23 protein-coding genes are annotated in these 23056 nt (G+C 63.8%); 13 read left to right on the forward strand and 10 right to left on the reverse strand.

All coding sequences use genetic code 11. The annotated features are described in order from the left end of the window. The first annotated feature begins 184 nt into the window (after positions 1 to 184). The 9 genes from MAFF_RS12575 (at position 185) to MAFF_RS12615 (ending at position 8137) form a co-directional block, all read left to right on the forward strand. Complete coding sequence (locus MAFF_RS12575) at positions 185 to 853, forward strand: response regulator transcription factor (RefSeq protein WP_010911291.1); 669 nt, start codon at positions 185 to 187, stop codon at positions 851 to 853. A 79-nt stretch (positions 854 to 932) separates the two neighbouring features. Further along, positions 933 to 2189 carry a flagellar hook protein FlgE gene (locus tag MAFF_RS12580; RefSeq protein WP_010911292.1) on the forward strand — a complete coding sequence of 419 codons (1257 nt, stop codon included), beginning with the start codon at positions 933 to 935 and terminating at the stop codon, positions 2187 to 2189. A 27-nt stretch (positions 2190 to 2216) separates the two neighbouring features. Beyond that, complete coding sequence (flgK, locus tag MAFF_RS12585; protein WP_010911293.1) at positions 2217 to 3671, forward strand: flagellar hook-associated protein FlgK; 1455 nt, start codon at positions 2217 to 2219, stop codon at positions 3669 to 3671. 3 nt (positions 3672 to 3674) lie between these two features. Continuing rightward, on the forward strand, positions 3675 to 4718 hold the full coding sequence (locus tag MAFF_RS12590; protein ID WP_010911294.1) for a flagellar hook-associated family protein: 1044 nt from the start codon (positions 3675 to 3677) through the stop codon (positions 4716 to 4718). A 29-nt stretch (positions 4719 to 4747) separates the two neighbouring features. Continuing rightward, complete coding sequence (gene flaF, locus MAFF_RS12595; RefSeq protein ID WP_010911295.1) at positions 4748 to 5095, forward strand: flagellar biosynthesis regulator FlaF; 348 nt, start codon at positions 4748 to 4750, stop codon at positions 5093 to 5095. Then, complete coding sequence (gene flbT / locus MAFF_RS12600) at positions 5092 to 5535, forward strand: flagellar biosynthesis repressor FlbT (protein WP_010911296.1); 444 nt, start codon at positions 5092 to 5094, stop codon at positions 5533 to 5535. Before flaF ends, flbT begins: the two co-directional genes overlap by 4 nt. Next, positions 5535 to 5942, forward strand: a complete 408-nt coding sequence (gene flgD / locus MAFF_RS12605; RefSeq protein WP_010911297.1) for a flagellar hook assembly protein FlgD — start codon at positions 5535 to 5537, stop codon at positions 5940 to 5942. The genes flbT and flgD overlap by 1 nt, the downstream gene beginning before the upstream one ends. A gap of 13 nt (positions 5943 to 5955) precedes the next feature. Further along, a complete protein-coding gene (gene fliQ / locus MAFF_RS12610; RefSeq protein WP_010911298.1) occupies positions 5956 to 6222 on the forward strand; it encodes a flagellar biosynthesis protein FliQ in 267 nt (88 codons plus the stop codon). 271 nt (positions 6223 to 6493) lie between these two features. Next, on the forward strand, positions 6494 to 8137 hold the full coding sequence (locus MAFF_RS12615) for an MFS transporter (protein WP_010911299.1): 1644 nt from the start codon (positions 6494 to 6496) through the stop codon (positions 8135 to 8137). Between the two features lie 23 nt (positions 8138 to 8160). On the opposite strand, the gene MAFF_RS12620 is transcribed toward MAFF_RS12615, so the two are convergent. From MAFF_RS12620 to MAFF_RS12665, 10 genes are all read right to left on the reverse strand, one after another. Next, positions 8161 to 8529 carry a cupin domain-containing protein gene (locus MAFF_RS12620; protein WP_010911300.1) on the reverse strand — a complete coding sequence of 123 codons (369 nt, stop codon included), beginning with the start codon at positions 8527 to 8529 and terminating at the stop codon, positions 8161 to 8163. 3 nt (positions 8530 to 8532) lie between these two features. Then, positions 8533 to 9918, reverse strand: a complete 1386-nt coding sequence (locus MAFF_RS12625) for an NAD(P)/FAD-dependent oxidoreductase (protein WP_010911301.1) — start codon at positions 9916 to 9918, stop codon at positions 8533 to 8535. Positions 9919 to 9941: 23 nt separating this feature from the next. Beyond that, positions 9942 to 11057 (reverse strand): ABC transporter ATP-binding protein, encoded by a 1116-nt coding sequence (locus MAFF_RS12630; RefSeq protein WP_010911302.1) that lies wholly within the window; start codon positions 11055 to 11057, stop codon positions 9942 to 9944. Continuing rightward, the gene (locus MAFF_RS12635) at positions 11054 to 11851 is read right to left on the reverse strand and encodes an ABC transporter permease (RefSeq protein ID WP_010911303.1); all 798 of its coding nucleotides are present in this window, start codon (positions 11849 to 11851) and stop codon (positions 11054 to 11056) included. Before MAFF_RS12635 ends, MAFF_RS12630 begins: the two co-directional genes overlap by 4 nt. Continuing rightward, complete coding sequence (locus MAFF_RS12640) at positions 11851 to 12735, reverse strand: ABC transporter permease (RefSeq protein ID WP_010911304.1); 885 nt, start codon at positions 12733 to 12735, stop codon at positions 11851 to 11853. The genes MAFF_RS12635 and MAFF_RS12640 overlap by 1 nt, the downstream gene beginning before the upstream one ends. A gap of 22 nt (positions 12736 to 12757) precedes the next feature. Beyond that, positions 12758 to 13834 carry an extracellular solute-binding protein gene (locus tag MAFF_RS12645; protein WP_010911305.1) on the reverse strand — a complete coding sequence of 359 codons (1077 nt, stop codon included), beginning with the start codon at positions 13832 to 13834 and terminating at the stop codon, positions 12758 to 12760. A 41-nt stretch (positions 13835 to 13875) separates the two neighbouring features. Further along, a complete protein-coding gene (locus tag MAFF_RS12650; protein ID WP_010911306.1) occupies positions 13876 to 14535 on the reverse strand; it encodes a helix-turn-helix domain-containing protein in 660 nt (219 codons plus the stop codon). A gap of 152 nt (positions 14536 to 14687) precedes the next feature. After that, positions 14688 to 16469, reverse strand: a complete 1782-nt coding sequence (locus tag MAFF_RS12655) for a chloride channel protein (protein ID WP_010911307.1) — start codon at positions 16467 to 16469, stop codon at positions 14688 to 14690. Positions 16470 to 17177: 708 nt separating this feature from the next. Next, the gene (locus MAFF_RS12660; RefSeq protein ID WP_141245605.1) at positions 17178 to 17819 is read right to left on the reverse strand and encodes an imm11 family protein; all 642 of its coding nucleotides are present in this window, start codon (positions 17817 to 17819) and stop codon (positions 17178 to 17180) included. Positions 17820 to 18156: 337 nt separating this feature from the next. Then, positions 18157 to 18456: a putative quinol monooxygenase gene (locus MAFF_RS12665; protein ID WP_010911309.1), complete on the reverse strand. Its 300-nt coding sequence runs from the start codon at positions 18454 to 18456 to the stop codon at positions 18157 to 18159. Positions 18457 to 18629: 173 nt separating this feature from the next. Here MAFF_RS12665 and flhA point away from each other — a divergent pair, with 173 nt between their 5' ends. From flhA to MAFF_RS12685, 4 genes are all read left to right on the forward strand, one after another. Further along, a complete protein-coding gene (flhA, locus tag MAFF_RS12670; RefSeq protein ID WP_010911310.1) occupies positions 18630 to 20717 on the forward strand; it encodes a flagellar biosynthesis protein FlhA in 2088 nt (695 codons plus the stop codon). Further along, on the forward strand, positions 20714 to 21466 hold the full coding sequence (fliR, locus tag MAFF_RS12675) for a flagellar biosynthetic protein FliR (protein WP_010911311.1): 753 nt from the start codon (positions 20714 to 20716) through the stop codon (positions 21464 to 21466). Before flhA ends, fliR begins: the two co-directional genes overlap by 4 nt. 1 nt (position 21467) lies before the next feature. Further along, complete coding sequence (locus MAFF_RS12680; RefSeq protein WP_010911312.1) at positions 21468 to 21851, forward strand: hypothetical protein; 384 nt, start codon at positions 21468 to 21470, stop codon at positions 21849 to 21851. Positions 21852 to 22029: 178 nt separating this feature from the next. Further along, positions 22030 to 23016, forward strand: coding sequence for a methyltransferase (locus MAFF_RS12685; RefSeq protein ID WP_010911313.1), 987 nt, complete (start codon positions 22030 to 22032; stop codon positions 23014 to 23016). The last annotated feature ends 40 nt before the right edge of the window (positions 23017 to 23056 follow it).

Raw genomic sequence — 23056 nt, forward strand, 5'->3', positions numbered from 1 at the left:
GGGTTGCCACTTTGAACTTGCCCAGAACTTCCCACCACAAGCATATCTGGCTACGCACTAATGCAACCGGTGCGATTCCAGACTCCCAAGAAACTAGTTACAAGAAATGACGGTTGTTCAGGATTCCCGCCAACGGTTACGGCTTTCCCCACGGGGCAAATGTGCTGATTCGGAGGCGGGGCCGATGATCGTGATCGTTGACGAGCGAGAGCTCGTAACTGAGGGATACAATTCACTTTTTGATCGCGAGGGCGTCGCCTGCGCGGGCTTCGCGCCCGGCGAATTCGGCGAGTGGGTCAACTCGGCCGCTGACACCGACTTGCGATCGGTGCGGGCCTTCCTGATCGGCGATTGCCGCGACGGCGCCATCTCTCCGCGCCAGATCCGCGACCGCACCGGCGCTCCGGTCATTGCGCTCAGCGAGCAGCATTCCCTGGAAAACACGCTGCGGTTGTTCGAGAGCGGCGTCGACGATGTCATCCGCAAGCCCGTCCACATCAGAGAGATCCTGGCCCGCATCACCGCCATCCGCCGTCGCGCCCATGAGGATGTCGCCTACACCGAGATCGGCGCCATGCGCATCTTCATGGACGGCCGCGATCCCGAGATCGACGGCCAGCCGCTGCCCCTGCCCCGCCGCGAACGCCGCATCCTCGAATATCTGGCGAGCAACCGCGGCCGACGCGTCACCAAGACCCAGGTTTTCAACGCCATCTACGGTATCTTCGACGAAGAGGTCGAGGAGAACGTGGTGGAGAGCCACATCAGCAAATTGCGCAAGAAGCTGCGCGAGAAGCTGGGCACCGACCCGATCGATTCCAAACGCTTCCTTGGCTACCGGCTCGTCTTCTGATGCCGCGCCGCGCCAGCCTCGCGCAAGACAGGACGCGTAGCCTCGCCGCCAGTGGCATGGATATTGCGGAGACATCTCGATGAGCCTCTACGGAATGATGCGGACCGGCGTTTCCGGCATGAACGCCCAGGCCAACCGCCTGTCGACAACCGCCGACAACATCGCGAACTCCGACACCACCGGCTACAAGCGGTCCTCGGCCGAGTTCTCGACCCTGATCATGCCATCGACGGGCGGCGCCTATAATTCCGGCGGCGTCACCACCACGATCCGGCAGGCTGTCAGCGATCCGGGCGTGCTTCAGTACACGACCTCGGTCTCCGACCTTGCCGTCAGCGGCGATGGTTTCTTCGTCGTCCAGGATCCGAGCGGCACACCTTTCCTGACCCGCGCCGGCGCCTTCGTTCCCGATGCACAGGGCAGGCTGGTCAACGCGGCTGGCTTCCAGCTGATGGCCTACAGCTACGCCAATGGCACGCCGGCGGCGACGGTGAACGGCTTCGAAGGTCTGCAGCCGGTCGTCATCTCCGACCAGGGCCTGACCGCGACGCCGAGCACCCTGGGTACTTACAGCGGCAATCTGCCGGCAGGGGCGACGCCGGTCGCCGCCGCCAACCTGCCCGGCGCCAACGCCTCCACCGCGCAATACACCTCGAAATCGTCGATGGTCGCCTATGACAACCTCGGCAACAAGAAACTGCTCGACGTCTATTTCACCAACACCGGTACCGGCACCTGGCAGGTCGCGGTTTTCGATCAGTCGAAGGCGACGCCAGGAACATCGTTCCCCTACACCGGCGGCGCACTCGGCACGGCCAACCTGACCTTCGACACCACGACCGGCAAGCTCACCGGCGCGCCCACCAGCGTTTCATTTACCGTGCCGGGCGGCGCGAGCCTCAATCTCGATCTGTCGAAGCTGACGCAGCTCGGCACCGGCTTCACGGTTTCCGACGCCCAGGTCAACGGCAACGCGCCCAGCACCATCGACAAGGTGCAGATCAGCAAGGACGGCACCATCTACGCCCAGTACAAGGACGGCTCCACCAAGCCGCTCTACAAGATTCCACTGGCCGACGTGCAGAGCCCGGACCAACTCAAGGCCCTGCCCGGCAACGTCTATGCGCAAGGCACCGACTCCGGCGCGATCCGTGTCGGCTTTGCCAATGAAGGCAAGGCCGGTTCGATCATCTCTGGCGCACTCGAAAATTCCAACGTCGATATCGCCGAGGAATTGACCGACATGATCGCGGCGCAGCGCAGCTACACCGCCAATTCGAAAGTCTTCCAGACCGGTTCCGACCTGATGGATGTCCTTGTCAACCTGAAGAGATAAACCGGGCATGGCCCGTGAAAGACCAGCATGTCGCTATCTTCCGCATTGAGCATCGCCCAATCGGCGCTTATGAGTACCGCGCGTCAGACCAGCGTTGTCACGCGCAACGTCTCGGACGCCTCCAATCCGGACTATGCGCGCCGCATCGCTGTCGTCACCAGCACGGCGCCCGGCGCGCGTTCGGTTGATATCCAGCGCGTCGCCAACGACCTGCTCTTCCGGCAGAATCTCGGTGCCTTGTCGGCCTATAGCGGCCAGAACGCACTCTACAGCGGCATGGATCAGCTGGACGTTTCGGTCAATGGCGTCGACAATGCCTCTTCGCCCTCGACCGCCATCGCCAATCTGCAGCAGGCGCTGCAGCTCTACGCCACCTCGCCGTCCAATCAGAATCTCGGCTCCAGCGTCATCGACGCGGCCAAGCAGGTCGTGCGCTCCCTGAATGAAGGCTCCAAGGCCATTCAGGATTTCCGCACCCAGACCGACGGCCAGATCGACACGGCGGTCAAGGACCTCAACTCGCTGCTCGGCCAGTTCCAGGACGCCAACCAGGCGGTCATTTCCGGAACCCGCTCCGGCACCGATGTTTCCGATGCGCTCGACCAGCGCGACGCGCTGCTAAAGAAGATCGCGGACTATATTCCGATATCGACCTTCACACGCGGCGACAACGACATGGTCATCACCACAGGTGACGGCACCACGCTGTTCGAGACGATCCCGCGCACGGTGAGCTTCACGCCGGCGGCCGGCTATGCCGCCGGAGCCCCCGGCAACACCATCTATATCGACAATGTGCCGGTCTCCGCGGGCAGCGGCGGCAACACCACCGCCAGCGGCAAGCTTGCCGGCCTGCTGCAGTTGCGCGACGGCGTCGCCTCGACCATGCAGAGCCAGCTCGACGAGACCGCGCGCGGCCTGATCACGGCCTTTGCCGAGACCGCGCCCGCGATGCCCAATGCCGCCGGCCTGTTCACCTGGTCCGGCGCGCCGGCGGTGCCGGCAGCGGGCACGCTGGTCAATGGCCTGGCCGGCACGATCAGCATCAATGCGGCGATGGATCCGAGCGCCGGCGGCAATCCGACATTGCTGCGCGACGGCGGCGCCAACGGCGCGGCCTACGTCGCCAACACCACCGGCGGCCCTTCCTATTCCAGCCTCCTGATTGCCTATGGCGACCGGCTCGACAAGCCGATGACGTTCGACCCCGCCGCCGGCATTTCGGCAACGTCCAGCGTTTCCGACTACGCCGCCAATTCGATCGGCTGGCTCCAGAGCATGCGCCAGCAGGCTTCGACCGCCGCCGACGCGAAGGAAGCGCTGGCGCAGCGCAGCTCCGAGGCGCTATCCAATGCGACCGGCGTCAATGTCGATCAGGAAATGTCGCTGATGCTCGACCTCGAACATACCTATCAGGCGTCAGCCCGGATGATGAAGACCGTCGACGACATGCTGACGGCCCTGTTGAACGCGGTGGGATAATCCATGACTTCAGTCTCTTCGGCCGCCCTCACCAATGCCATGCGCTATCAACAGATGCGCATGCAGGCCGACCTCGTCAAAGCCACGAAAGAATCCTCGACTGGGAGGGTCGCCGATGTCGGCCTGGCACTGGGCGGTCGCACCGCCCAGTCCGTCACCTTCTCGCGCGACCTCGACCGGCTGAACGTGATCGTCGATTCCAACGGGCTGGTCACCGCAAGGCTCGCGTCGACGCAGACGTCGCTCGGCCAGCTCTCCGGCGTGGCGCAGACCTTCCTGTCCGCCCTGACCACCGCGTCGTCGGGCGACAACTCCAACAGCCTGACCCAATCGACCGGCCTGACGACCCTCCAGCAGCTAACCTCGATCCTCAACACCAGCGTCAACGGCGAATATTTGTTTGCCGGCACCAACACCGACGTCAAGCCGATCAACGATTTCACGGCCGCCGGCTCAGCGGCCAAGGCCGCCTTCGACGCCTCCTTCGTCGCCAAGTTCGGCTTCACGCCCACCGATCCGGCCGCGGCCAACATCACCGCCGCCCAGATGGACGATTTCATCACCAACGACGTTGCACCGCAGTTCCTCGGCGCCGGCTGGCAGACCAATATGTCGAACGCCACCGATCAGCAGATCGTCAGCCGCATCGCGCTCAACGAAACCACCGAGACCTCGACCAGCGCCAACAGCGACGGCATCAGGAAGCTCGCCATGGCCGCGGCGATGGTCTCCAGCCTGATGTCGAGCAACATCAGCCGGGCGGCGAAGGACAGCATCGTCACCCACTCGCAGACACTGGTCGGCGAGGCGCTGAGCGGCATCGCTCAGGTCCAGTCGGAGACCGGCATCGTGCAGAAGCGCGTCTCCGATGCCAGCGACCGCATGAAGACGCAGATCGATCTGTTCGAACGCCATATCCTTGATCTCGAAGCCGTCGACCCCGCCACGGCCGCCACCAGAGTCGCGGATCTGACGCAGCATATCGAGACGTCTTTCGCCCTGACAGCGCGCCTGCAGCAGCTCAGCCTGTTGAATTACCTGACCTGACAACTTCCAGCGGAGCGGTAGAGCCGACGATGTACCAATTCTCCTACGCCGACGTCCAAAGCACCTCCGTCTCGGACGCCAAGGACCGTGAGCGCGAACTCCTGACCCGCTCGATCGACATGCTGTCGGCGGCCGCCGCGGCCGGTCAGGATTCGATGGAGGCGATCGAGGCGCTGAATTTCACCAACCGCGTCTGGACAATCTTCGTCGAGGATCTTGGCTCCAGCGACAATGCGCTTCCCAAGGAATTGCGTGCCAACCTGATTTCCATCGGCCTTTGGCTGCTGCGCGAGGCGGAGGACATCCGCCAGGGCCGCACCAACAATTTCGAAGGGCTGATCGAAGTGTCCCAGATCATCCGCGACGGCATTCAATGACCAACACGCTGAAGATATCGCTTAAGCCCAACGAGAAGATCTACATCAACGGCGCCGTCATCCGCGTCGACCGCAAGGTCACCATTGAACTGATGAACGACGTGCAGTTCCTGCTCGAAAGCCACGTCATCCAGGCCGACCAGGCGTCGACGCCGCTCAGGCAACTCTATTTCATCGTGCAGGTCATGCTGATCAATCCGGCCGGCGCTGATGACGCCCGCGAGATGTTCCGCCGCTCGCTGCCCTTGCTCATCGCAAGTTTCGAGGACGCCGAGATCTGCAGCGCCCTGAAGCAGATCGACCGTATGGTCGGCGAAGATCATATTTACGAGGCATTGAAGGCGATCCGTTCGCTCTATCCTCTCGAACGCCGCGCGCTTGGCGGCAATGACGATGTTCCGGGCGCCCCGCGCCCGCTGGCCGTGGGAGCACGCTACTGATGACCGTGGACATGACGACGACGATACCGGTCGGTGCCAATTCGACCACCAAGTCGACCTCGAAGACAGCGGTCGACTACCAGTCTTTCCTGAAGCTTCTGATTGCCGAGATGAAGAACCAGGATCCGACCAAGCCGATGGATTCGACGCAGTACGTCGCCCAGCTCGCCACCTTCTCGCAGGTCGAGCAATCGGTGCAGAGCAACACCAAACTCGACCAGATCATGCAGTCCTCGGCGCTGTCGCAGGCCGATGCGATCATCGGCCGCTCGATCACGTCGGCCGACGGCAAGACCACCGGAATAGTGGCTTCGGTGACGCTCGCCAGCAGCGGACTGATCGCAGTGTTGCAGGATGGCACCAAGGTCCCCGTCGGCCCGGGCGTGTCGATCAAGCCGGCAAGCTAGGCCAACCGCCCGCATGAACGAGGCCGACGCTCTCGACATCGTCCAGTACGCGGTGTGGACGGTGCTGACGGCGTCCGCTCCGGTGGTGCTGGTCGCCATGGCGGTCGGCATCGGCATCGCCCTCATCCAGGCGCTGACGCAGATCCAGGAAATCACCCTGACCTTCGTGCCGAAGATCGTCGCCATCATGCTGGTGGTGGCGCTCACCGGCCCGTTCATCGGCGGCCAGATATCGGCCTTCACCAACGTCATCTTCCAGCGCATCCAGAACGGGTTCTGAAGAAAGTCGCGGAAAGGCACATTCCGCTTCAGAACGTGAAGGCTCGCAAGAACGGCTCCTGATATCGGCCGATTTCACCGCGAGCATGCAAGGCATGCTGCGCGCAGACGAGCCCGCCCCTCCTTGCAAGCAAAGGCTGGCCCTTCGCTATCCCCCTGTTGGACCATGATCTTGCGCGCATGACGTTCGCCCTTTGCGGGTCGATGCCATAGTTTCGGCAAACGATGCGGAGAAACCGCAAGGATCAGCACGCCGTGGCAGGAACCCATCCATGATTGACGAGAAACCGGATAGCGAAGGCGTTTCGGCGCTGGCGCCGTTCCGGCATGGCATTTTCCGCGCCGTCTGGTCGGCAAGTCTCGTTTCCAATTTCGGTGGCCTGATCCAGGGCGTCGGCGCCGCCTGGATGATGACCACGATCGCAACCTCGCCCTATCAGGTCGCCCTGGTGCAGGCCTCGACCACCTTGCCGATCATGCTTTTCGCGCTTGTCGCCGGCGCCATCGCCGACAGCTTCGACCGGCGCAAGGTGATGCTGGTGGCGCAGACCTTCATGCTGGTCGTTTCGGTGCTCCTGACGGTGTTCACCTATTACAATTTGCTCACGCCCTGGACGCTGCTTGCCTTCACCTTCCTGATCGACAGCGGCACGGCGCTCAACAGCCCGTCCTGGCAGGCATCCGTCGGCGACATGGTTCCCCGCAACAAGGTGCCCGCGGCCGTTGCGCTGAACTCCATGGGCTTCAACCTGACACGCAGCGTCGGCCCGGCGATCGGCGGCATCATCGTCGCCGCCGCCGGCGCCGCGGCCGCCTTCGCGGCGAACGCGGTCAGCTATATCGGCCTCATCATCGTGATGGCCCGCTGGAAGCCCGACGTGCCGGTGTCGACCTTGCCGCGCGAAACGCTGGGTGCCGCCATGGGTGCCGGCCTGCGCTATGTCGCCATGTCCCCCAACATCGGCAAGGTGCTGGTCAGGGGCGCGGCCTTCGGCTTCAGCGCCGGCGCGGTGCTGGCGCTCTTGCCGCTGGTCGCGCGCGACGTCGTCAAGGGCGATGCCTTGACCTACGGCATCATGTTGGGCTCCTTCGGCATCGGCGCCGTCGGCGGCGCGCTGATCAGCGTGCGGCTGCGGCAGCTGCTTTCCAGCGAGACGATGGTGCGCTGTGCCTTCGCCGGCTTCGCCGTCTGCGCCTTCAATGCCGCGCTCAGTCATCACGCCTGGCAGACCTCGCTCGGCCTGCTGGTCGGCGGCGCCTGCTGGGTGATCGCGCTCTCGCACTTCAACGTCACCGTGCAGATGGCGACGCCGCGCTGGGTGGTCGGCCGGGTTCTGTCGGTCTACCAGACCGCGACCTTCGGCGGCATCGCGCTGGGCAGCTGGATCTGGGGCGTCGTCGCCGATGCGCATGGCGCCGAGACGGCGCTGATCGCGGCCGCCATCGCCATGCTGGCCGGCGGCGCCATCGGCCTTGTCCTGCCGTTGCCGCAGCAGCAGGTGCTGAATCTCGACCCGCTCAACCGCTTCAAGGAACCGCATCTGGCGCTCGACCTGAAGCCGCGCAGCGGTCCCATCGCCATCATGATCGAATACATCATCCGCCACGAGGACGAGGCGGAATTCCTCGCCACCATGGCCGAACGCGGCCGGATCCGCCGCCGCGACGGCGCCCGCAACTGGACACTGGCGCGCGATCTCGAAAATCCCTCGATATGGATCGAGCACTACCACACGCCGACCTGGCTCGAATATGTCAGGCACAATGGCCGCATCACCCATGCCGACGCCATGGTCGGTGAGCGCCTGCGGGCGCTGCACAGCGGCGACGAGCCGCCGCGCGTGCGCCGCGTCATCGAGCGACCGACCACCGCCGGCACAGCACTGGTAATGGCCAAGGGGCCGATCGAGCACTGATGCTGTCGGCCGATATCAGTCGATCAGCCGGCCGACTGGATCATGTAGAGCTTGCGCGTGGTTTCCCGGATGCGCCATTCGCCCTTCCAACCCTGCGGCAGCACGAGAAGGTCGCCCGGCCCCAGTTCGCGCGCCTCGCCGTCGGCGCGGCTCACCTCGACCCGCCCCGAAATGATATGGCAAATCTCCGACGAACCCGTGCGGTCGGCGGTGAAGCGGCCAGGTGTACACTCCCAGATGCCGATATCGACGGTCCCGTCCGGCGATTGGAAAAGCGAGCGCACCGCTTCGACCTGATCCCCCTCGATGGAGGTGGGCTTGGGTGAGAACGCGCCGATGTCGGCCTTGGTGAGATCGTGGAAGGTCGAAAGGTCAATCAAACTGGTCTCCATCAATCAGTGGCCCGTAATGCTGTCGGCGAGCGCGGCCAGTCTCGACGTATGCGCAAGCCCAGCGGCTTCGCGCCCGTCGGCGATGCGATAAAGCTGGTACATCGAATGCACGCCGAGCCAGCGGAACGGCTCCGGCTCCCATGGCCTGACCTTGCGGTTGACCCAGGGCAGCTTCGTCAGCTCCGTCTCCTGGCCGAGGATCAGGTCGGCCAGCGTGCGCCCGGAAAGATTGGAGCTCGACACACCAAGCCCGACATAGCCGCCGGCCCAGCCGATGCGGGTCGCGGGATCGAGGCCGACGGTCGTGCACCAGTCGCGCGGCACCCCGAGCACGCCGCACCAGGCGTGCTCGATGCGGCAGTTCGCCGTCTGCGGCAACAGCGTCGTCAGGATCTGATGCAGTTGGTCGATCGTGGCCTGCTGCGTCTGCCCGTTGACGTCGGTGCGCGAGCCATAGCGATAGGGCACGCCGCGCCCGCCCATGGTGATGCGCCCCTCGCGCGTGCGCTGCGCATAGCAATAGGCGTGGGCGGCGTTGCCGAGAAGCTCATGGCCCTCCCAGCCGATCTGGCGCCAGAGCTCCTCAGACAGTGGCTCGGTGACGATCTGCGCGCTGTTGAGCGCTAGCCAGGTCCGCTCCTCGCCAGGAATGCCTGATGTAAACCCCTCTGTCGCGCGGATGATGGTTTCCACCCGCACAGTGCCGCGGTTCGTCGTCACGCTGCCCTTGGCTATGGCTGTCACTGTCGTCTGTTCGTAGATCGGCACGCCCAGCCGCTCGACGGCGGCGGCAAGCCCGCGCACCAGCCTGGCCGGCTGCACCCGCGCCTGGCCGTGGACGACGAAGCCACCCATGACATTGCGGATGTTGATGCGCGCCCGCGTCGCCGCTTGATCCAGCATTTCGACACGGGTCGGATCGACATCCCAGGCGCGGATCGTTTCGCACTCCTCGCGGGCGCGTTCGAGCTGCGCGGGGTTGGTAGCCACCGTCAGATTGTCGACGCGGCGAATATCGGCATCGATGCCTTCCGCGCTCGCCACCCGGATCACCTCGTCGACGCAGCCCGCCATGGCCGCCTGCATAGCGCTCACCCCTTGCCGGGTCGAGGTCTTGAGATATTTTTCGCGCGACCAGGAGAAGCCGCCCGACAGCCAGCCGCCATTGCGGCCAGAAGCGCCGAAACCGGCGAACTCGCGCTCGATCACCGCGATGCGCAGCGAGGGTCTCGCCTTCTTCAGATAATAGGCGGTCCACAGGCCGGTATAGCCGGCGCCAACGATCGCGACATCGGCCTCGATATCGCCGGGCAACGGTGGCCGGGGCGCGGGGAGCCCTCCCAGATCCGCATACCAGAACGATATGTCGCCGTTGCGCTTGGCTTGCATGGGATGACTTTCAGATTGATGGATCAGGTTAGCGTCGCGTCGGCTGAGCTGTCGTCGGCCAGAAGCTTGGCGTCGGCACCGTCGAAGCAGAGCTCCACCTTGTCGCCAAGGCCAAAGCTGTCGCCGGTCAGCGGCGAGCGCACGATCGCCGTCGAGCCGTCGGCGAGCCTGACTTCGTATTTCGATCCCGAGCCGAGATAGATGGCTTCCGCGATCGTCCCCGGCAGCCGGTTGGTGGTGCTTGCCGTGTCATGGCCGGGCCGGCGGATGGCGAGCTTTTCGGGGCGCAGCAACATGACCGGGCTGGCTTCGCCCGCGATCCGGCGCGGCGCCGTCACCGTCTCGCCGGCAATGCGCAATGCTGTGCTCACGCCGTCGCTTCGCGCCTCTCCGCGCAGCACCGTGGAATCGCCGATGAAGCGGCCGACGAACAGCGTCGTCGGTTCATCATAGAGTTCGCGACCGGTGCCGACCTGCTCGATCCGTCCGCGATTGAACACGGCGATGCGGTCCGACAGGACCAGCGCCTCTTCCTGGTCGTGCGTCACATAGACGAAGGTGGTGCCAAGTTCGCGGTGGATGCGCTTGATCTCGAGCTGCAGCCATTCGCGCAGCTTCTTGTCGAGCGCGCCGAGCGGCTCGTCCATCAGCAACAGCGGCGGATCGAAGACGATGGCGCGGGCCAGCGCCACACGCTGCTGCTGGCCGCCCGACAGTTCGCTGGGATAGCGATGCGCGAAATCGCCCATCTTGACCATGTCGAGCGCCCTTGTCACGCGCGCCTTTCGTTCAGCCTGGTCGATGCCGCGCAGCGTCAGGGGATAGGCGACATTGCGGCCGACGCTCATATGCGGGAATAGCGCGTAGTGCTGGAAGACGACGCCGATGTTGCGCTTGTGCGCGGGCAGGCCGACGACGTTCTTGCCGCCGACCAGCAGCTTGCCGCTGGTCACGTCGGTGAAGCCGGCCACGACATTCAGCGTCGTGGTCTTGCCGGAACCGCTCGGGCCGAGCAGCGTCATGAACTCGCCGGGCTCGATGCGCAGCGACACGCCGTCCAGCGCCTTGAAGCCGCCATAGGCCTTGCTGATCGATTCGAGATCGATCGCCGCGCCCTTGCTCTCCTGTGCAGGCTTCATTGGGGTCCTTTCCGCTCGCGACCGAGAAGAAGCATGCCGCCGCCTATCAGGATCGTGGTGGCGAAAAGCAGGATGGTGCCGACGGCGGCAACCGTCGGATCGGCGTCGCGGGTGATGGAGGAGAATATCTGCACGGGCAAGGTCTTGAGATAGGGGTTGGTGATGAACAGCGACACGACGATCTCGTCGAAGGAGGTGGCGAAGGCGAAGAGCAGGCCGGACAGGATGCCGGGCAGGATCAGTGGCAGCGTCACCGTGCGGAACGCCGTCAGCGCTCCCGCGCCGAGGCTCGCTGCCGCCGTCTCCAGGCGCCTGTCGAACACTTCGAGACTGGCCGAGACCGCGATCAGCACGAAGGGAAGCGCAAGGATGGTGTGGGCAAGCACGAAGCCCAGCATCGTGCCGACGAGATGGGTGTCGAGATAGACGGCGTAGATGCCGATGGCCAGCACCACGCCCGGCACCACCATCGGCGTCAGCATCAGCATCCGCAACAGGCCGGCCGGCCCGGCCTTCATGCGGTCGAGGCCGAAGGCCGCGAGCGTGCCAAGCACCGTCGCCAGCACCGCCACCACCGAGGCGACCTTTAGCGAATTGAGAAAACTCGCGGACCATTCCGGGCTGGTGGCGAAATTCTGATACCATTGCCAGGAGAAGCCTTGCGGCGGAAACGCGAGCGATTTGTTCTCGTTGAACGACATCGGCACGACGACCAGCGTCGGCGCCACCAGCCATATCGCCACCAGCAGGCAGACCAGGCCCAAAAGCAGGCGCGTGAGCGGCTTCATCTCCATCAGCGCCGCCCTGCTTCGCGGTACCTGGATCGCATCACCGGTGCGGCGAGCGCCAGGAGCACGAAGGTTGCGACGAGCAGCACCACGCCCATCGCGCCGCCCCTGCCCCATTGCAGCAGGCTGAGCACCTGCGTCTGCACCAGCGTCGACAGCATCGTCGAGCGCGGCCCGCCGAGCAAGGCCGGGGTGATGTAGAAGCCCAGCGCCAGGATGAACACGATGATCGCGCCGGCATAGACCCCCGGCAAGGACAGCGGCAGATAGACGGTGAAGAAGGCGCGCGACGGCCGTGCGCCAAGACTTTGCGCCGCGCGCATCAGCCTGAGGTCGATGCCTTTCATGACCGAATAGAGCGGCAGGATCATGAACGGCAAAAGCACCTGTGCCATGCCGATCACCACGCCCGTCTGGGTTCGGATCAACTTGATGCCGTCGAACCCGGCTGCGCGCAGCAGCGAATTGATGACGCCCGAATCCTGCAGCAGGATCACCCAGGAGAGCGTGCGAACCACCCCGCTCACCCAGAACGGAATCAGCACGCATAACACCAGCGCCAGCCGGATGCGCGGCCCGACCGCGGTCATCAGATAGGCGTAGGGGTAGGCCGCGATCACGCACACCAGCGTGACCCAGGCCGAGATGGCGAAGGTCCGCTGAAGCACGGTGAGGTTGACCGATGCGCCGAAGAACCAGGCATAGTTCTGCAAGCCCCATTGCGGCTCCGACAGGCTGCGCAGCACGATGGTGAACAGCGGATAGCCGATCACCGCGACGAGCAGCACCAGCGCCGGCAGCGCAAGCGCGAACGGCCGCCACGCCCACCCCGGCCGCCCTTCGGCGGCGGGTTGGGCAACGGATCCGTTTGTCGGGTCGGACGCGCTCACCGCCTGCCTCTGCGACGCTCGCTCAGTTGCCGGCCATCAGCGCCGACCACTTCTCCTGAGCCACCGCGAAGTTCGGGACCCAGAACTTGAAGTTCTGCTTGTAGCCCTGCTTCTGACGTTCAGGCGTGTTGGTCAGGAAGGCGGAGACTGAAGCGTCGACTTTGGGCTGCGCGTCGCTGTTGATCGGCGTGTAGGACGTCTGCTCCGCCAGGACCTCCTGTGCATGCTTGCCGAGATAGGCATTGAGCAGCGCGTAGGATGCATCCGTGTCCTTGACGCCGACCGGGATAGTCATCTGGTCCATCACCACCAGCCAGTCCTGCCAGGCCGGCGCATATTTGGCGCCGTTCTTGACCGCGGTCATGGCGCGGCCCGTCCACATCATCAGCATGTCGGCCTCGCCGGATTCGGCGAGTTGCTGCGATTCGGCACCCGTCTTCCAGAAAATGGTATCGGGGCCGAGCTTGCGGACCACATCGATGGCCTTGTCGATATCGGCCACTGTCATCGCCTTCGGATCGCCGCCGGCAACCTTGAACGCCTGTTCCAGCAAGCCGCCCGTCGGGCTGCCGGAGCCGTCGATTCCGCGCACGCCCGGGAACTTTGCCGTATCGAAGAAGTCTGCCCAGCTCTTGGGCGGATTATCCTTGTACTTCTCCTTGTTGTACATCAGCACGACGCCGTAGTTCATCGCCGGCACCGAGCATTCGCCGACCTGGCCTTCCGGGATTTTCGAGACGTCGAGCTTCGTCAGATCCAGCTTCTGGAACAGCTTGCCGCAATAGACGTAAGGCGGCAGGTCGTCGGTGTCGACGACGTCCCAGGCCACATTGCCGGACTCGACCTGCGCCTGCAGCTTGGCGATCTCGGTCGGTCCGTCATTGAGCAGCTTGACGCCGGACTTGTCGACGAACTCCTTCAGCGCGGCCGCCTGGCCGTCCTGGTAGATGCCGCCATAGGAAACGAACGTCAGCGTCTTGCCCTTCAGCGAACCTTCCTTCACCTCGCCGGCGACCGGCTTCTCCTGCGCAAAGGCCGCGCCGGCTACAACGCCAAGCGCCAGAATGGCGCCAAGGCCTGCAAATCTCGATCTAAACATCACACTAACTCTCCCATTCATGCCCGCGTTTTGGATAGGACCTACCTGGCCGCGAGCGGTTTCCAGGCCGTGTATTGTTCGAGTTCGGCGCGCACCGAGGTCGGCGGCGCGATGATCCACATCACTTCGGCTCGGCCACTGCCGATGTTCTCTGAGCGATGTGGCGTCGAGGTCGTGTATTCGATGCTGTCGCCCTCCTCGAGCACGTGGCGCGCCTCGCCGAGCGAGACTTCGACGACCCCGCGCAGCACGACGAGCATCTCGTGCGCGTCGCCATGGGTGTAGCGATCAGGCCCGGTCGAACCGCCAATGTCGAATTCCCCGACATAGACCTCCATGTCGCTCAGCGGCGGGCGCGACAACAGCATCTTGCGGCAGCCATCGCTGGGCGGCAGGCTCGGCCGCTCGCTTCGTCTCAGAACGCCATGGTTTTGCGCTGTGCTTTCCTCGAACAGCATGGCGACGCTGACGCCGAGCGCCGAAGCCATCTGGTTGAGCGAGGCGGTGCTGGCCCCTGTCAGGCCGCGTTCGAGCTGGCTGATGAAACTGGCGCTCGTCCCGGTCGCCTCCGCAAGCTCCCGCAAGGACAGCCTGCGGGCGAGGCGAAGGCTCTTGAGGCGCATGCCGAGCACCTGATGGGCATGCGTCGCAGCCGGTGCGTCGCCCGTTTTTGCCGAAGTCTGGCCGGAACCCTTGCGCATGCCGTCTCCTCACCGCACTTAACATTGTGTACAGTACCACTGTACAACTGACAAGCTACGCAAGGGCGCCAGCATGGGGCCAATAGCTGGGCCAGGAGGGGTCACGCGAGTAAGCCGCGCCGCCGATTAACACGGACGCGTAGGGAGAAGCCTTAGCCCTCGCCCGACAGATCCCGGCGCGCCTTTTCGAGTTCCTCGGCATAGCGCCGCATCAGATGGCCCTCGGTCAGCAGGCCGAGCACGATGCGGTCGGTGAAATCCTCGACGACCGCCAGTTCCTCGGCGCCGGCGCGCTGGAATGTTTCGGCAGCGGCCTGCACGTTCATGCTGGGCACCAGGACGGCATCCTTGTACTGGGCGAGATCGCGCACCGGCACCTCGCCGCCGGCGGGATCGCTGTGCAGTTCGGCCACGATCAGCACGCCGACATACTGATCGCCCGGGTCGACGGCGATGACGCGCTGCGCCGAACCCAGTGGGATCTGCTTGCGGAAGTCGGCCAGTGTCGTCGAGGCATCGATGGTCTTGATGTCCTTGCGCATCATCGAGCCGACGGTGAGGCTCCGCATCCAGCCGACATCATGGGCGCTGCGGATCGTCTCGCCGCGCAGGTGGAAGCGCCATGTCGAGAACGAATAACCGAAGGTTTCGCGCACCAGGATCGCCGCCATGATCGAGGCGGCCAGCACGACGCCGGTGAGCGTCAGGTCGCGGGTCGATTCCAGCGCCAGGAAGGTCATCGTCAGCGGGCCGCCGACGACACCGACGGCAAGCGAGGTCATGCCGACGACAGCGGCAACCGAAGGGTCGATGCCGGTCGCCGGCGAAATCAGCGCCATCACGCCGGCGAATGCCTTGCCGAGCAGCGCGCCGAGGAACAGCGAGGCAAAGAACAAGCCGCCGCGAAAGCCCGAGCCCAGCGAGATGGCTGACGCCGCCAGCTTCAGCACGAAGACGCTGGCCACAACGGTCAGCCCATAGTTCATGGCGAATTCGCGGTGCAGCGCGCCATGGCCGCTGGACAGCACCTGCGGCGTGATCAATCCCAGCAGGCCGACGATGACGCCGCCGATGACGGGGCGCAGCGAGGCATCGACCGACAGCCTGTTGAAACCGCGTTCGATCAGCGTCACCAACTGCATGATGGCGATCGAGGCCGCGCCGCCCAGCAGCCCGAGCAGCAGGAACGGCACATACTGGCTGGGGGTGAGTTGCGGCAGCCCTGAAAGCTCCAACGGAAACGGCACGCCGCCGAACATTTCCGCCGTCAGCGAGGCGGAGATCGCCGCAGTCATGACAGGCGCGACATTGGCGACCGAGTAGATGCCGATGACCAGTTCGAAACCGTAGAAGGCGCCGGTAAGCGGCGCGTCGAAAGCGGCGGCGATGGCGCCGGCCGCGCCGCAGCCGACAAGGACACGGACATCGTTGCGGCGCAGCCGGAAGATGCGCGCCAGCCGCGACGCCAGGCCGGATCCGACCTGCGTGTAGCCGGCTTCCAGGCCGACCGAGGCGCCGAAGCCGCTGGAGATCATGGTCTGGCCGGCGATGATGAAGGTGTCGGTCAGCGACATGCGCCCGCCATAGAGCGCGTTGGCCTCGATCGGATCGACCGGAGTGCGGAATTTCCGCAGCCGCAGCCAGATCACCGTCAATCCGAGCAGGGCGCCGCCGACCGCCGGGATCAGCGCCTGCATGGGATTGGCGAGCGAGAACATGCCGGAAAGCCGGCCGCCGGGTTGAACGCCGAACAACAGCCCGTGCAGATCCTGCACGATCTGGCTCATCGCCGTGACCAGTATGCCCGCCATCACCCCGACGACGCCCGCCAGGATGACCACGGCGATGCCGCGCGCCTCGAGCAGCGGAATTGACCGCAGCAGCACCGCACGCAGCCGGCGGGCATAGACTTGTGGCTGGTTTCTGGAAAGCACTCGGGCGGCTCGCCGATATCAAAAGAACGCAGAAGGCTGATACGCCCGGCGATACCGCATGGCAACCGCGATGCCGGCTCCCCGCTGCGAGGATCGTTTTCGAACGGTCTAGAGGCTTCCTTTGATCATCCCCGAGCCCAAAGGCATAAGTCGATCGACCATCTGAAGATCCGACACCGGATTCGCGGCGATGCCCCTCCTCCCGTTCGCCTGCGAAATCGACGCAACGCCTGAAAAGTGGTATTTGGTCCGTCTCTATTTCCCTCAAGGAGGAGAACATGAGTGCGTGGGGATTGTTTTTATTGGCTGCTTGCACGCTTTTTTTGAGTTCGTCTGCAATGAGCCACTCAAGCATGGATATGCCAGTCAAATTGAATATTTCATACCCTATGTCTCCCTTTGCAGGAGGCAATACGGAAAAACAGAGCCGGCCGGCGGAAGAACTTCTTCGGACAGCGCAGCAGGACGTCTGCTGTCCCGGCGGTTATCCCTGGTACCGCAACTCAACGAACATGTGTTACGGCAGCTACGAAGATTGCCACGATACCGATGGCGGAGGTTGGTCCTGCAGACAGGTCAACGCCTGCTAGGCTTTGATAGCTGGCCATCCTCCCGAAGAGCAGCGGGATCGATCTGATGAGCACCGCGCGCAGCCGGCGGGCCGTGGAAACTTGACCGCCTCTAATCCGCGCCATGCCACGTTGGATGCTATACGGCCTCATGTTTGAAGTAGAGGATGCCTGTGAGCCCGTTCGCCTCGAACGCGTTCTTCAGCGTCTCGGAAATCATTATCCCATCGGTGCTGAAATAGCCGCGGTCCAGCCACAGATGCGTACCACCGATCTTTTGCAGATCGTAGACCAACTTTCCCCCAGGACGATAGCGCCACCGCTTGGGGCGACCCCCATGCTCATCGAAATCAAACGTCGACAAGGCGTCGTTTATGCTGTCGATCCGATTGCAGGGATAGAACCAATAGTAAGGGATTGATGACCCGCCATTCTTCCAGACGATCTCAACCTGGGAAAATTGGTGCACGCCCGGTTCGTATTCGTCGACGACACGACGGAGATTTTCACTGACAATGAAAATACTGTTGTGCTTCAGGAGATCCGGAAGCCCTTTCTTCAGCTCGCCATGTCCCCATTTGAGCTGTTTGGGCAGATAGTCCGTTTCGACGGGGAGCCCTTGTTGAAACGCATTCTTCCAAACATGCGTCCCGTCCCCCAGCGTAGAAAAATCACGAAATTTGCTGAAATCCACGCTCTTTGGAAAAACTTTTTTGAAATCTCCTGCAACATCTACGACTTTTGTCGGTCGCGATGCGCCGTTGATTGTATAGACTGGCAAGAGCTACCCTCCGTACTGGCATCGGTTCTGCTACTCTCGCATTGGCTGCTATCATACAGCGGATAACCCATAGTAAAGGGCGCCTCTCTGGCGACCGGAAGGTTGATCGACCTTCTCAGAAATGAGCGACCAGATTGCGATGGCCGATGCCATCTGCCAGCCCGATTGAGCGATAGGCCAACCGTCAGTCCGGTATGGTCAGCGGCCCGCAATCGTCGTCGGCGATGAACGTCGCCAAGAGTTCGGCGGGCTCGGTTGCGCTGGCATTCTCGGCGAAGAGATGGACCGTGCCGGGTGGCTCGAACCAGGTCTGTCCCTCGGTATAGCCGACGGCCGATCAGGTCGGCATGGACTCGCCGGCCTCATAGAGCACAAGGTTGCGCTCGCCAATGCCAAGCGCCGGCCAGCTTGAGCGCCACTCCGCGATGTGCGGCGAACGGAAATGCGCATCGAGCGCCGCTTTGTCGCGCCACACCTCGCTGACCCGGATCAGCCCGGCGTCGAGCACATCGCGCGCATAGGAATATTCGAGGCAGCCATCCTCGGCGCGGCTGCCTGAAACCATGCGCTCCATCACCGGCCTTGCCTCCTCGAACCTGTCGGGCGCCAAGCGGATCGTGCCGATGATCAGGAGCATGGGTTTCCCTTCCTTCGCGACATCAGGTCCGCCTACTGCATGTCGCCCAAAAGTGACCTCGGTTTTTGGGAGGACGACATGCATAAAACAAAGTCTCCCACCCTCGCGCAAGCTTGGCCAACTACCCTCGCCGGGCTGTCCTATGCGCGACAGTCTATGGTTCGAGGACTTATATGGCGATCAGCGAAAGCATCCAGCCCGGCGCGGTGGCCAAGAATGGCCGCGACATCTTCTTCGCGCTCGGCATCGTCATCATCCTGGCCGTGCTGTTCCTGCCGATCCCGGCCTTCCTCATCGACATCGGCCTCGCCTTCTCGATCGCGCTGTCGGTGCTGATCCTGATGGTGGCGCTGTGGATCCAGCGGCCGCTCGATTTCTCCTCGTTCCCGACCGTGCTGCTCATCGCCACGATGCTGCGGCTGTCCCTCAACATCGCCACCACGCGCATGATCCTGTCGCATGGCAATGAGGGCACGCACGCCGCCGGTTATGTCATTGCAGGCTTCTCCAAGCTGGTGATGGCCAGCGACTTCGTCATCGGCCTCATCGTCTTCATGATCCTGATCGTGGTAAACTTCATCGTCATCACCAAGGGCGCCACGCGTATCGCCGAAGTCGGCGCCCGTTTCACCCTCGACGCCATCCCCGGCAAGCAGATGTCGATCGACGCCGACCTCTCCGCCGGCATGATCGACGACAAGACCGCGCAATTGCGCCGCCGCGAACTGGAAGAAGAATCCTCCTTCTTCGGCTCGATGGACGGTGCCTCGAAATTCGTGCGCGGCGACGCCATCGCCGGCCTCATCATCACCGCCATCAACATCATCGGCGGCATCGCCATCGGCTACATCAGGCATGGCATGGGCATGGGCGAGGCCGCCGACGTGTTCATCAAGCTGTCGGTCGGCGACGGTCTGGTCACCCAGATCCCGGCGCTGATCGTTTCGCTCGCCGCCGGCCTGCTGGTTTCCAAGGGCGGCACCCGCGGCTCGACCAACCAGGCGGTGTTCGGCCAGCTCGGCGCCCATCCGCGCGCGCTTTACGTGGCGGCGGCACTGCTGGTGCTGCTCGGCCTGATGCCCGGCCTGCCGCTGTTCCCCTTCTTTGCGCTGGCCGGCGGCATGGCCGGCCTCGGCTACGTCATCCCGATGCGCGCCAACCGCGTCCTCGCCGCGGCCGAGGCGCTGAAGACCCAGGAAAAGGCGACCAAGGCCGAGGAAGAAAAGAACTCGGTCAAGGCCTCGCTCGCCACCGCCGAGATCGAACTGCTGATCGGCAAGCAGCTATCGACCAGGCTCCTGGTCTCGCATCAGGAACTGGTCTTCCGCATGGGCAAGATGCGCAAGAAATTCGCGCAGCAATACGGCTTCGTCGTGCCGGAAGTGCGCGTTGCCGACGATTTCGCCATCCCTCCGAAAAGCTACCAGATCAAGGTGCATGGCACGGTGGTCGCCGAATATTCGATGCGCGTCGGCGAGATCATGGTGCTGCTCGGCAGCCGCGACGTGCCCGAAATTCCGGGCGAGGAGATCCGCGAGCCGGCCTTCGGCATGCGCGCCTATTCCGTCATGGAAACTTTCGCCGAGGATTTGAAGCGCGAGAACTACACCTTCGCCGACAACATGTCGGTGCTGCTCACCCATCTCTCGGAAGTCATCCGCAACAACCTGCCGCAGCTTCTGTCCTACAAGGACATGAAGGCGCTGCTCGAACGCCAGGACCAGGAATACCGCAAGCTCGCCGACGAGATCTGCACCACGCACATCTCGTATCCCGGCCTGCAGGCGGTGCTGAAGCTGCTGCTCGCCGAGCGCGTCTCGATCCGCAATCTGCACCTGATCATCGAGGCCATCGCCGAGATCGCGCCGCATGTGCGCCGCACCGAGCAGATCGTCGAACATGTCCGCATCCGCATGGCCCAGCAGATCTGCGGCGATCTCTCGGAAGGCGGCGTGCTCAAGGTGCTGCGCCTCGGCAACCGCTGGGACCTCGCCTTCCATCAAAGCCTCAAGCGCGACGCCAAGGGCGAGGTGCGCGAGTTCGACATTGATCCGCGCCAGCTCGAGGAATTCGGCCAGGACGCCACCAAGGCGATCAAGAAATTCCTCGAAGCCGGCGAGCGCTTCGTCCTCGTCACCGCGCCCGACGCCCGCCCCTATGTGCGCATGATCATCGAGCGCCTGTTCACCACGCTGCCGGTGCTCTCCCATGTCGAAATCGCCAAGGGCGTCGAGATCAGGGTGCTCGGGACCATATCGTGAGCGTTCTTTCGCAGAGCGTCGTCATCGCGGCGTTCCTCGCCTTCTGCCGCATCGGCGCCTGCTTCATGCTGATGCCGGGCCTGTCCAGCGCCCGTGTGCCGGTGCAGGTCAGGCTGTTCGTGGCGGTCGCCGCCACCGGCGGCCTGCTCGCCTTCCTGTGGGATCGCATCATTCCCTTCGTCGATCCGCGCCCGCAGATCCTGGTGCCAATGATCATCTCGGAGCTGCTGATCGGCGGACTGATCGGCGCCATGACCAGGCTCTACATGGAAGCGCTGCGCTTCATGGGCTCGGCCATCGCCATGCTGATCGGCTATGGCGGCTCGGGCGGTCCGGCGATCGAGGAACCGGAACCGCAGGCGGCCCTTGCCGCCATCATCTCGTTCTCCGCGCTGTTGATGCTGTTCGTCTTCGACTTCGACCACGAGATCGTCCGCGCTTTGGTGGCGTCCTACACAGTCGCGCCGGTCAACGTCTTCTTCAACCCGCAGGCAGCCCTCGTCGACATCACCGACACCGTGTCGGACACCTTCTTCCTGGTCATCCGCCTCGGCAGCCCGTTCGTCGCCTATGCCATCCTGGTCAATCTGACGATCGGCTTCGTCAACAAGCTGACCCCGCAGATTCCGATCTATTTCATCTCCCAGCCCTTCGTCATCGCCGGCGGCATGATCATTTTCTATTTCGCCATCGGCACCATGCTGTCGCTGTTCGTCGATGGCTTCGTCGACCTGACTTTGGCGAGGTGAGATGAGCTCGCGCAGGGACCGCCTGAAGAAACTGGTCAAGGTGCAGGAACAGTTGAAGGCGCTGCACGAGACCCGCCACGCCACCTTCCTGGCCGCGGCAAACGCGGCGGAAGCCGAGGCCAGGGAATTGATCGGCCATTTCGACCAGGACAATTCGCTCTCCGGCCTGTTCCCCGATCTCTATCATCGCCGCATCGCCCAGGCGGTGGTGCGCCAGGAGAAGAGCCTGGAAAGCGCGAAACAAGAGGTCGGCCTCATCGCCACGGCAAACGCCCGCACCAACATGGTCGAGCGCGCCTACAAGGACGTGCGCAACCGCGACGAGCGCGAACGCTCCGACCGCGAACGGCTGGATCTGATCGCGCAGAAACGGAACGAGGAGTAGCTACGGGAATTTGGCGATGGCCCGTTGCGGCGCACATACTGAACGACGCGAACGGCGGCTTTGCGCCGCATGTCGGTCTCTCGAAACAATGATTTCGCCTTCACTTTCCGGAGAACCGAAGCTCTAATCTTATGGGGACTGCTTCAAAGTCGGTTCTGGATCGCGGAAGGGATGCGACATGGTGGATTGTGACCGGATCGACAGACTGATCGCAGCGGTGCCGCCCGCCTTGGCGCTTCGAGCCGGGCTGGACCTTGGCATCTTCACCCGGCTCGGTGGCGACGCCGCGACGGCTGACAGCCTTGGGGCGGCGCTCAAAGTCGAGCCCGATCGCCTGTCGCGGCTCCTCTACGCGCTCGCCAGCATCGATCTCCTCGAAGTCAAGGATGGTCAGTTTCGCAACGGAGCCGAAGCGTCGGCCTTCCTCGACGCGTCCAAGCCGACCTATCGCGGTGGCGATCATGCGCTCCTGCGCGAGCTCTGGGGAGCCGACCTGCTGACGGCGGAGTCGCTACGGCAGAACCGACCGGCCGCGCTGCACGACTTTTCCGAAGCGGGTCCCGAAGCCGCGGCCGCCTTCAGCCGCATGCTCGCACCGGGCGGGGTGATTTTCGGCCGACATCTGGCCCGGGAGATCGACCTCTCCGCCATCGGTTCGGTGATCGACATCGGCGGGGGAGCCGGGACCATTCTCGTCGGGCTTCGCGAGCGGCGGCGGCAGATTGCGGCGACGCTGATGGAACTCCCGACGGTCGCGGCGGTTGCGCCAGCTATCCTGTCGGAATACGGTGCCGACGACGTGATTGTCGAAGAGGGGGACATAACTGTCGCGCCATCGATCGGCCGGCATGATCTGGCAATCCTGAAGGCCGTCGTCCAGGTCCTTCCGCCGGACCAGGCGCGCAACGCGATCCTGAACGCGGCGCGTTGCCTCACGCCCGGTGGCGAGATCGCAATTGCCGGGTGGGGTGTCGTCGATGACGACCGCCTCGGCCCGTCCGAGGGTGTCTTTCTCAATCTCACTTTCTTGAACCTCTATCGCCATGGCGAATCGTACACTGAAGGTCAGTACCGCGCATGGATGACCGAGGCTGGATTCCGGAATATCTCCAGGTCGCGCCTGACGGACGGCACCGCCTTGTTTCGTGGGCGCCTCACGGACTGATGAATGGTTGGTTGCGGACGCAAAAAGGGCGTCATTGGTA

Origin of the sequence: Mesorhizobium japonicum MAFF 303099, from assembly GCF_000009625.1 — a bacterium.
In the GTDB taxonomy this organism is placed as follows: Bacteria; Pseudomonadota; Alphaproteobacteria; order Rhizobiales; family Rhizobiaceae; genus Mesorhizobium; species Mesorhizobium japonicum.

Excerpts from the sequence above, each read along its gene's own strand:
- MAFF_RS12575 (WP_010911291.1), top strand. The coding sequence starts at position 185 with ATGATCGTGATCGTTGACGAGCGAGAGCTCGTAACTGAGGGATACAAT.
- MAFF_RS12580 (WP_010911292.1), top strand. The coding sequence starts at position 933 with ATGAGCCTCTACGGAATGATGCGGACCGGCGTTTCCGGCATGAACGCC.
- flgK (WP_010911293.1), top strand. The coding sequence starts at position 2,217 with ATGTCGCTATCTTCCGCATTGAGCATCGCCCAATCGGCGCTTATGAGT.
- MAFF_RS12590 (WP_010911294.1), top strand. The coding sequence starts at position 3,675 with ATGACTTCAGTCTCTTCGGCCGCCCTCACCAATGCCATGCGCTATCAA.
- flaF (WP_010911295.1), top strand. The coding sequence starts at position 4,748 with ATGTACCAATTCTCCTACGCCGACGTCCAAAGCACCTCCGTCTCGGAC.
- flbT (WP_010911296.1), top strand. The coding sequence starts at position 5,092 with ATGACCAACACGCTGAAGATATCGCTTAAGCCCAACGAGAAGATCTAC.
- flgD (WP_010911297.1), top strand. The coding sequence starts at position 5,535 with ATGACCGTGGACATGACGACGACGATACCGGTCGGTGCCAATTCGACC.
- fliQ (WP_010911298.1), top strand. The coding sequence starts at position 5,956 with ATGAACGAGGCCGACGCTCTCGACATCGTCCAGTACGCGGTGTGGACG.
- MAFF_RS12615 (WP_010911299.1), top strand. The coding sequence starts at position 6,494 with ATGATTGACGAGAAACCGGATAGCGAAGGCGTTTCGGCGCTGGCGCCG.
- MAFF_RS12620 (WP_010911300.1), bottom strand. The coding sequence starts at position 8,529 with ATGGAGACCAGTTTGATTGACCTTTCGACCTTCCACGATCTCACCAAG.
- MAFF_RS12625 (WP_010911301.1), bottom strand. The coding sequence starts at position 9,918 with ATGCAAGCCAAGCGCAACGGCGACATATCGTTCTGGTATGCGGATCTG.
- MAFF_RS12630 (WP_010911302.1), bottom strand. The coding sequence starts at position 11,057 with ATGAAGCCTGCACAGGAGAGCAAGGGCGCGGCGATCGATCTCGAATCG.
- MAFF_RS12635 (WP_010911303.1), bottom strand. The coding sequence starts at position 11,851 with ATGGAGATGAAGCCGCTCACGCGCCTGCTTTTGGGCCTGGTCTGCCTG.
- MAFF_RS12645 (WP_010911305.1), bottom strand. The coding sequence starts at position 13,834 with ATGTTTAGATCGAGATTTGCAGGCCTTGGCGCCATTCTGGCGCTTGGC.
- MAFF_RS12650 (WP_010911306.1), bottom strand. The coding sequence starts at position 14,535 with ATGCGCAAGGGTTCCGGCCAGACTTCGGCAAAAACGGGCGACGCACCG.
- MAFF_RS12665 (WP_010911309.1), bottom strand. The coding sequence starts at position 18,456 with ATGCTCCTGATCATCGGCACGATCCGCTTGGCGCCCGACAGGTTCGAG.
- flhA (WP_010911310.1), top strand. The coding sequence starts at position 18,630 with ATGGCGATCAGCGAAAGCATCCAGCCCGGCGCGGTGGCCAAGAATGGC.
- MAFF_RS12680 (WP_010911312.1), top strand. The coding sequence starts at position 21,468 with ATGAGCTCGCGCAGGGACCGCCTGAAGAAACTGGTCAAGGTGCAGGAA.
- MAFF_RS12685 (WP_010911313.1), top strand. The coding sequence starts at position 22,030 with ATGGTGGATTGTGACCGGATCGACAGACTGATCGCAGCGGTGCCGCCC.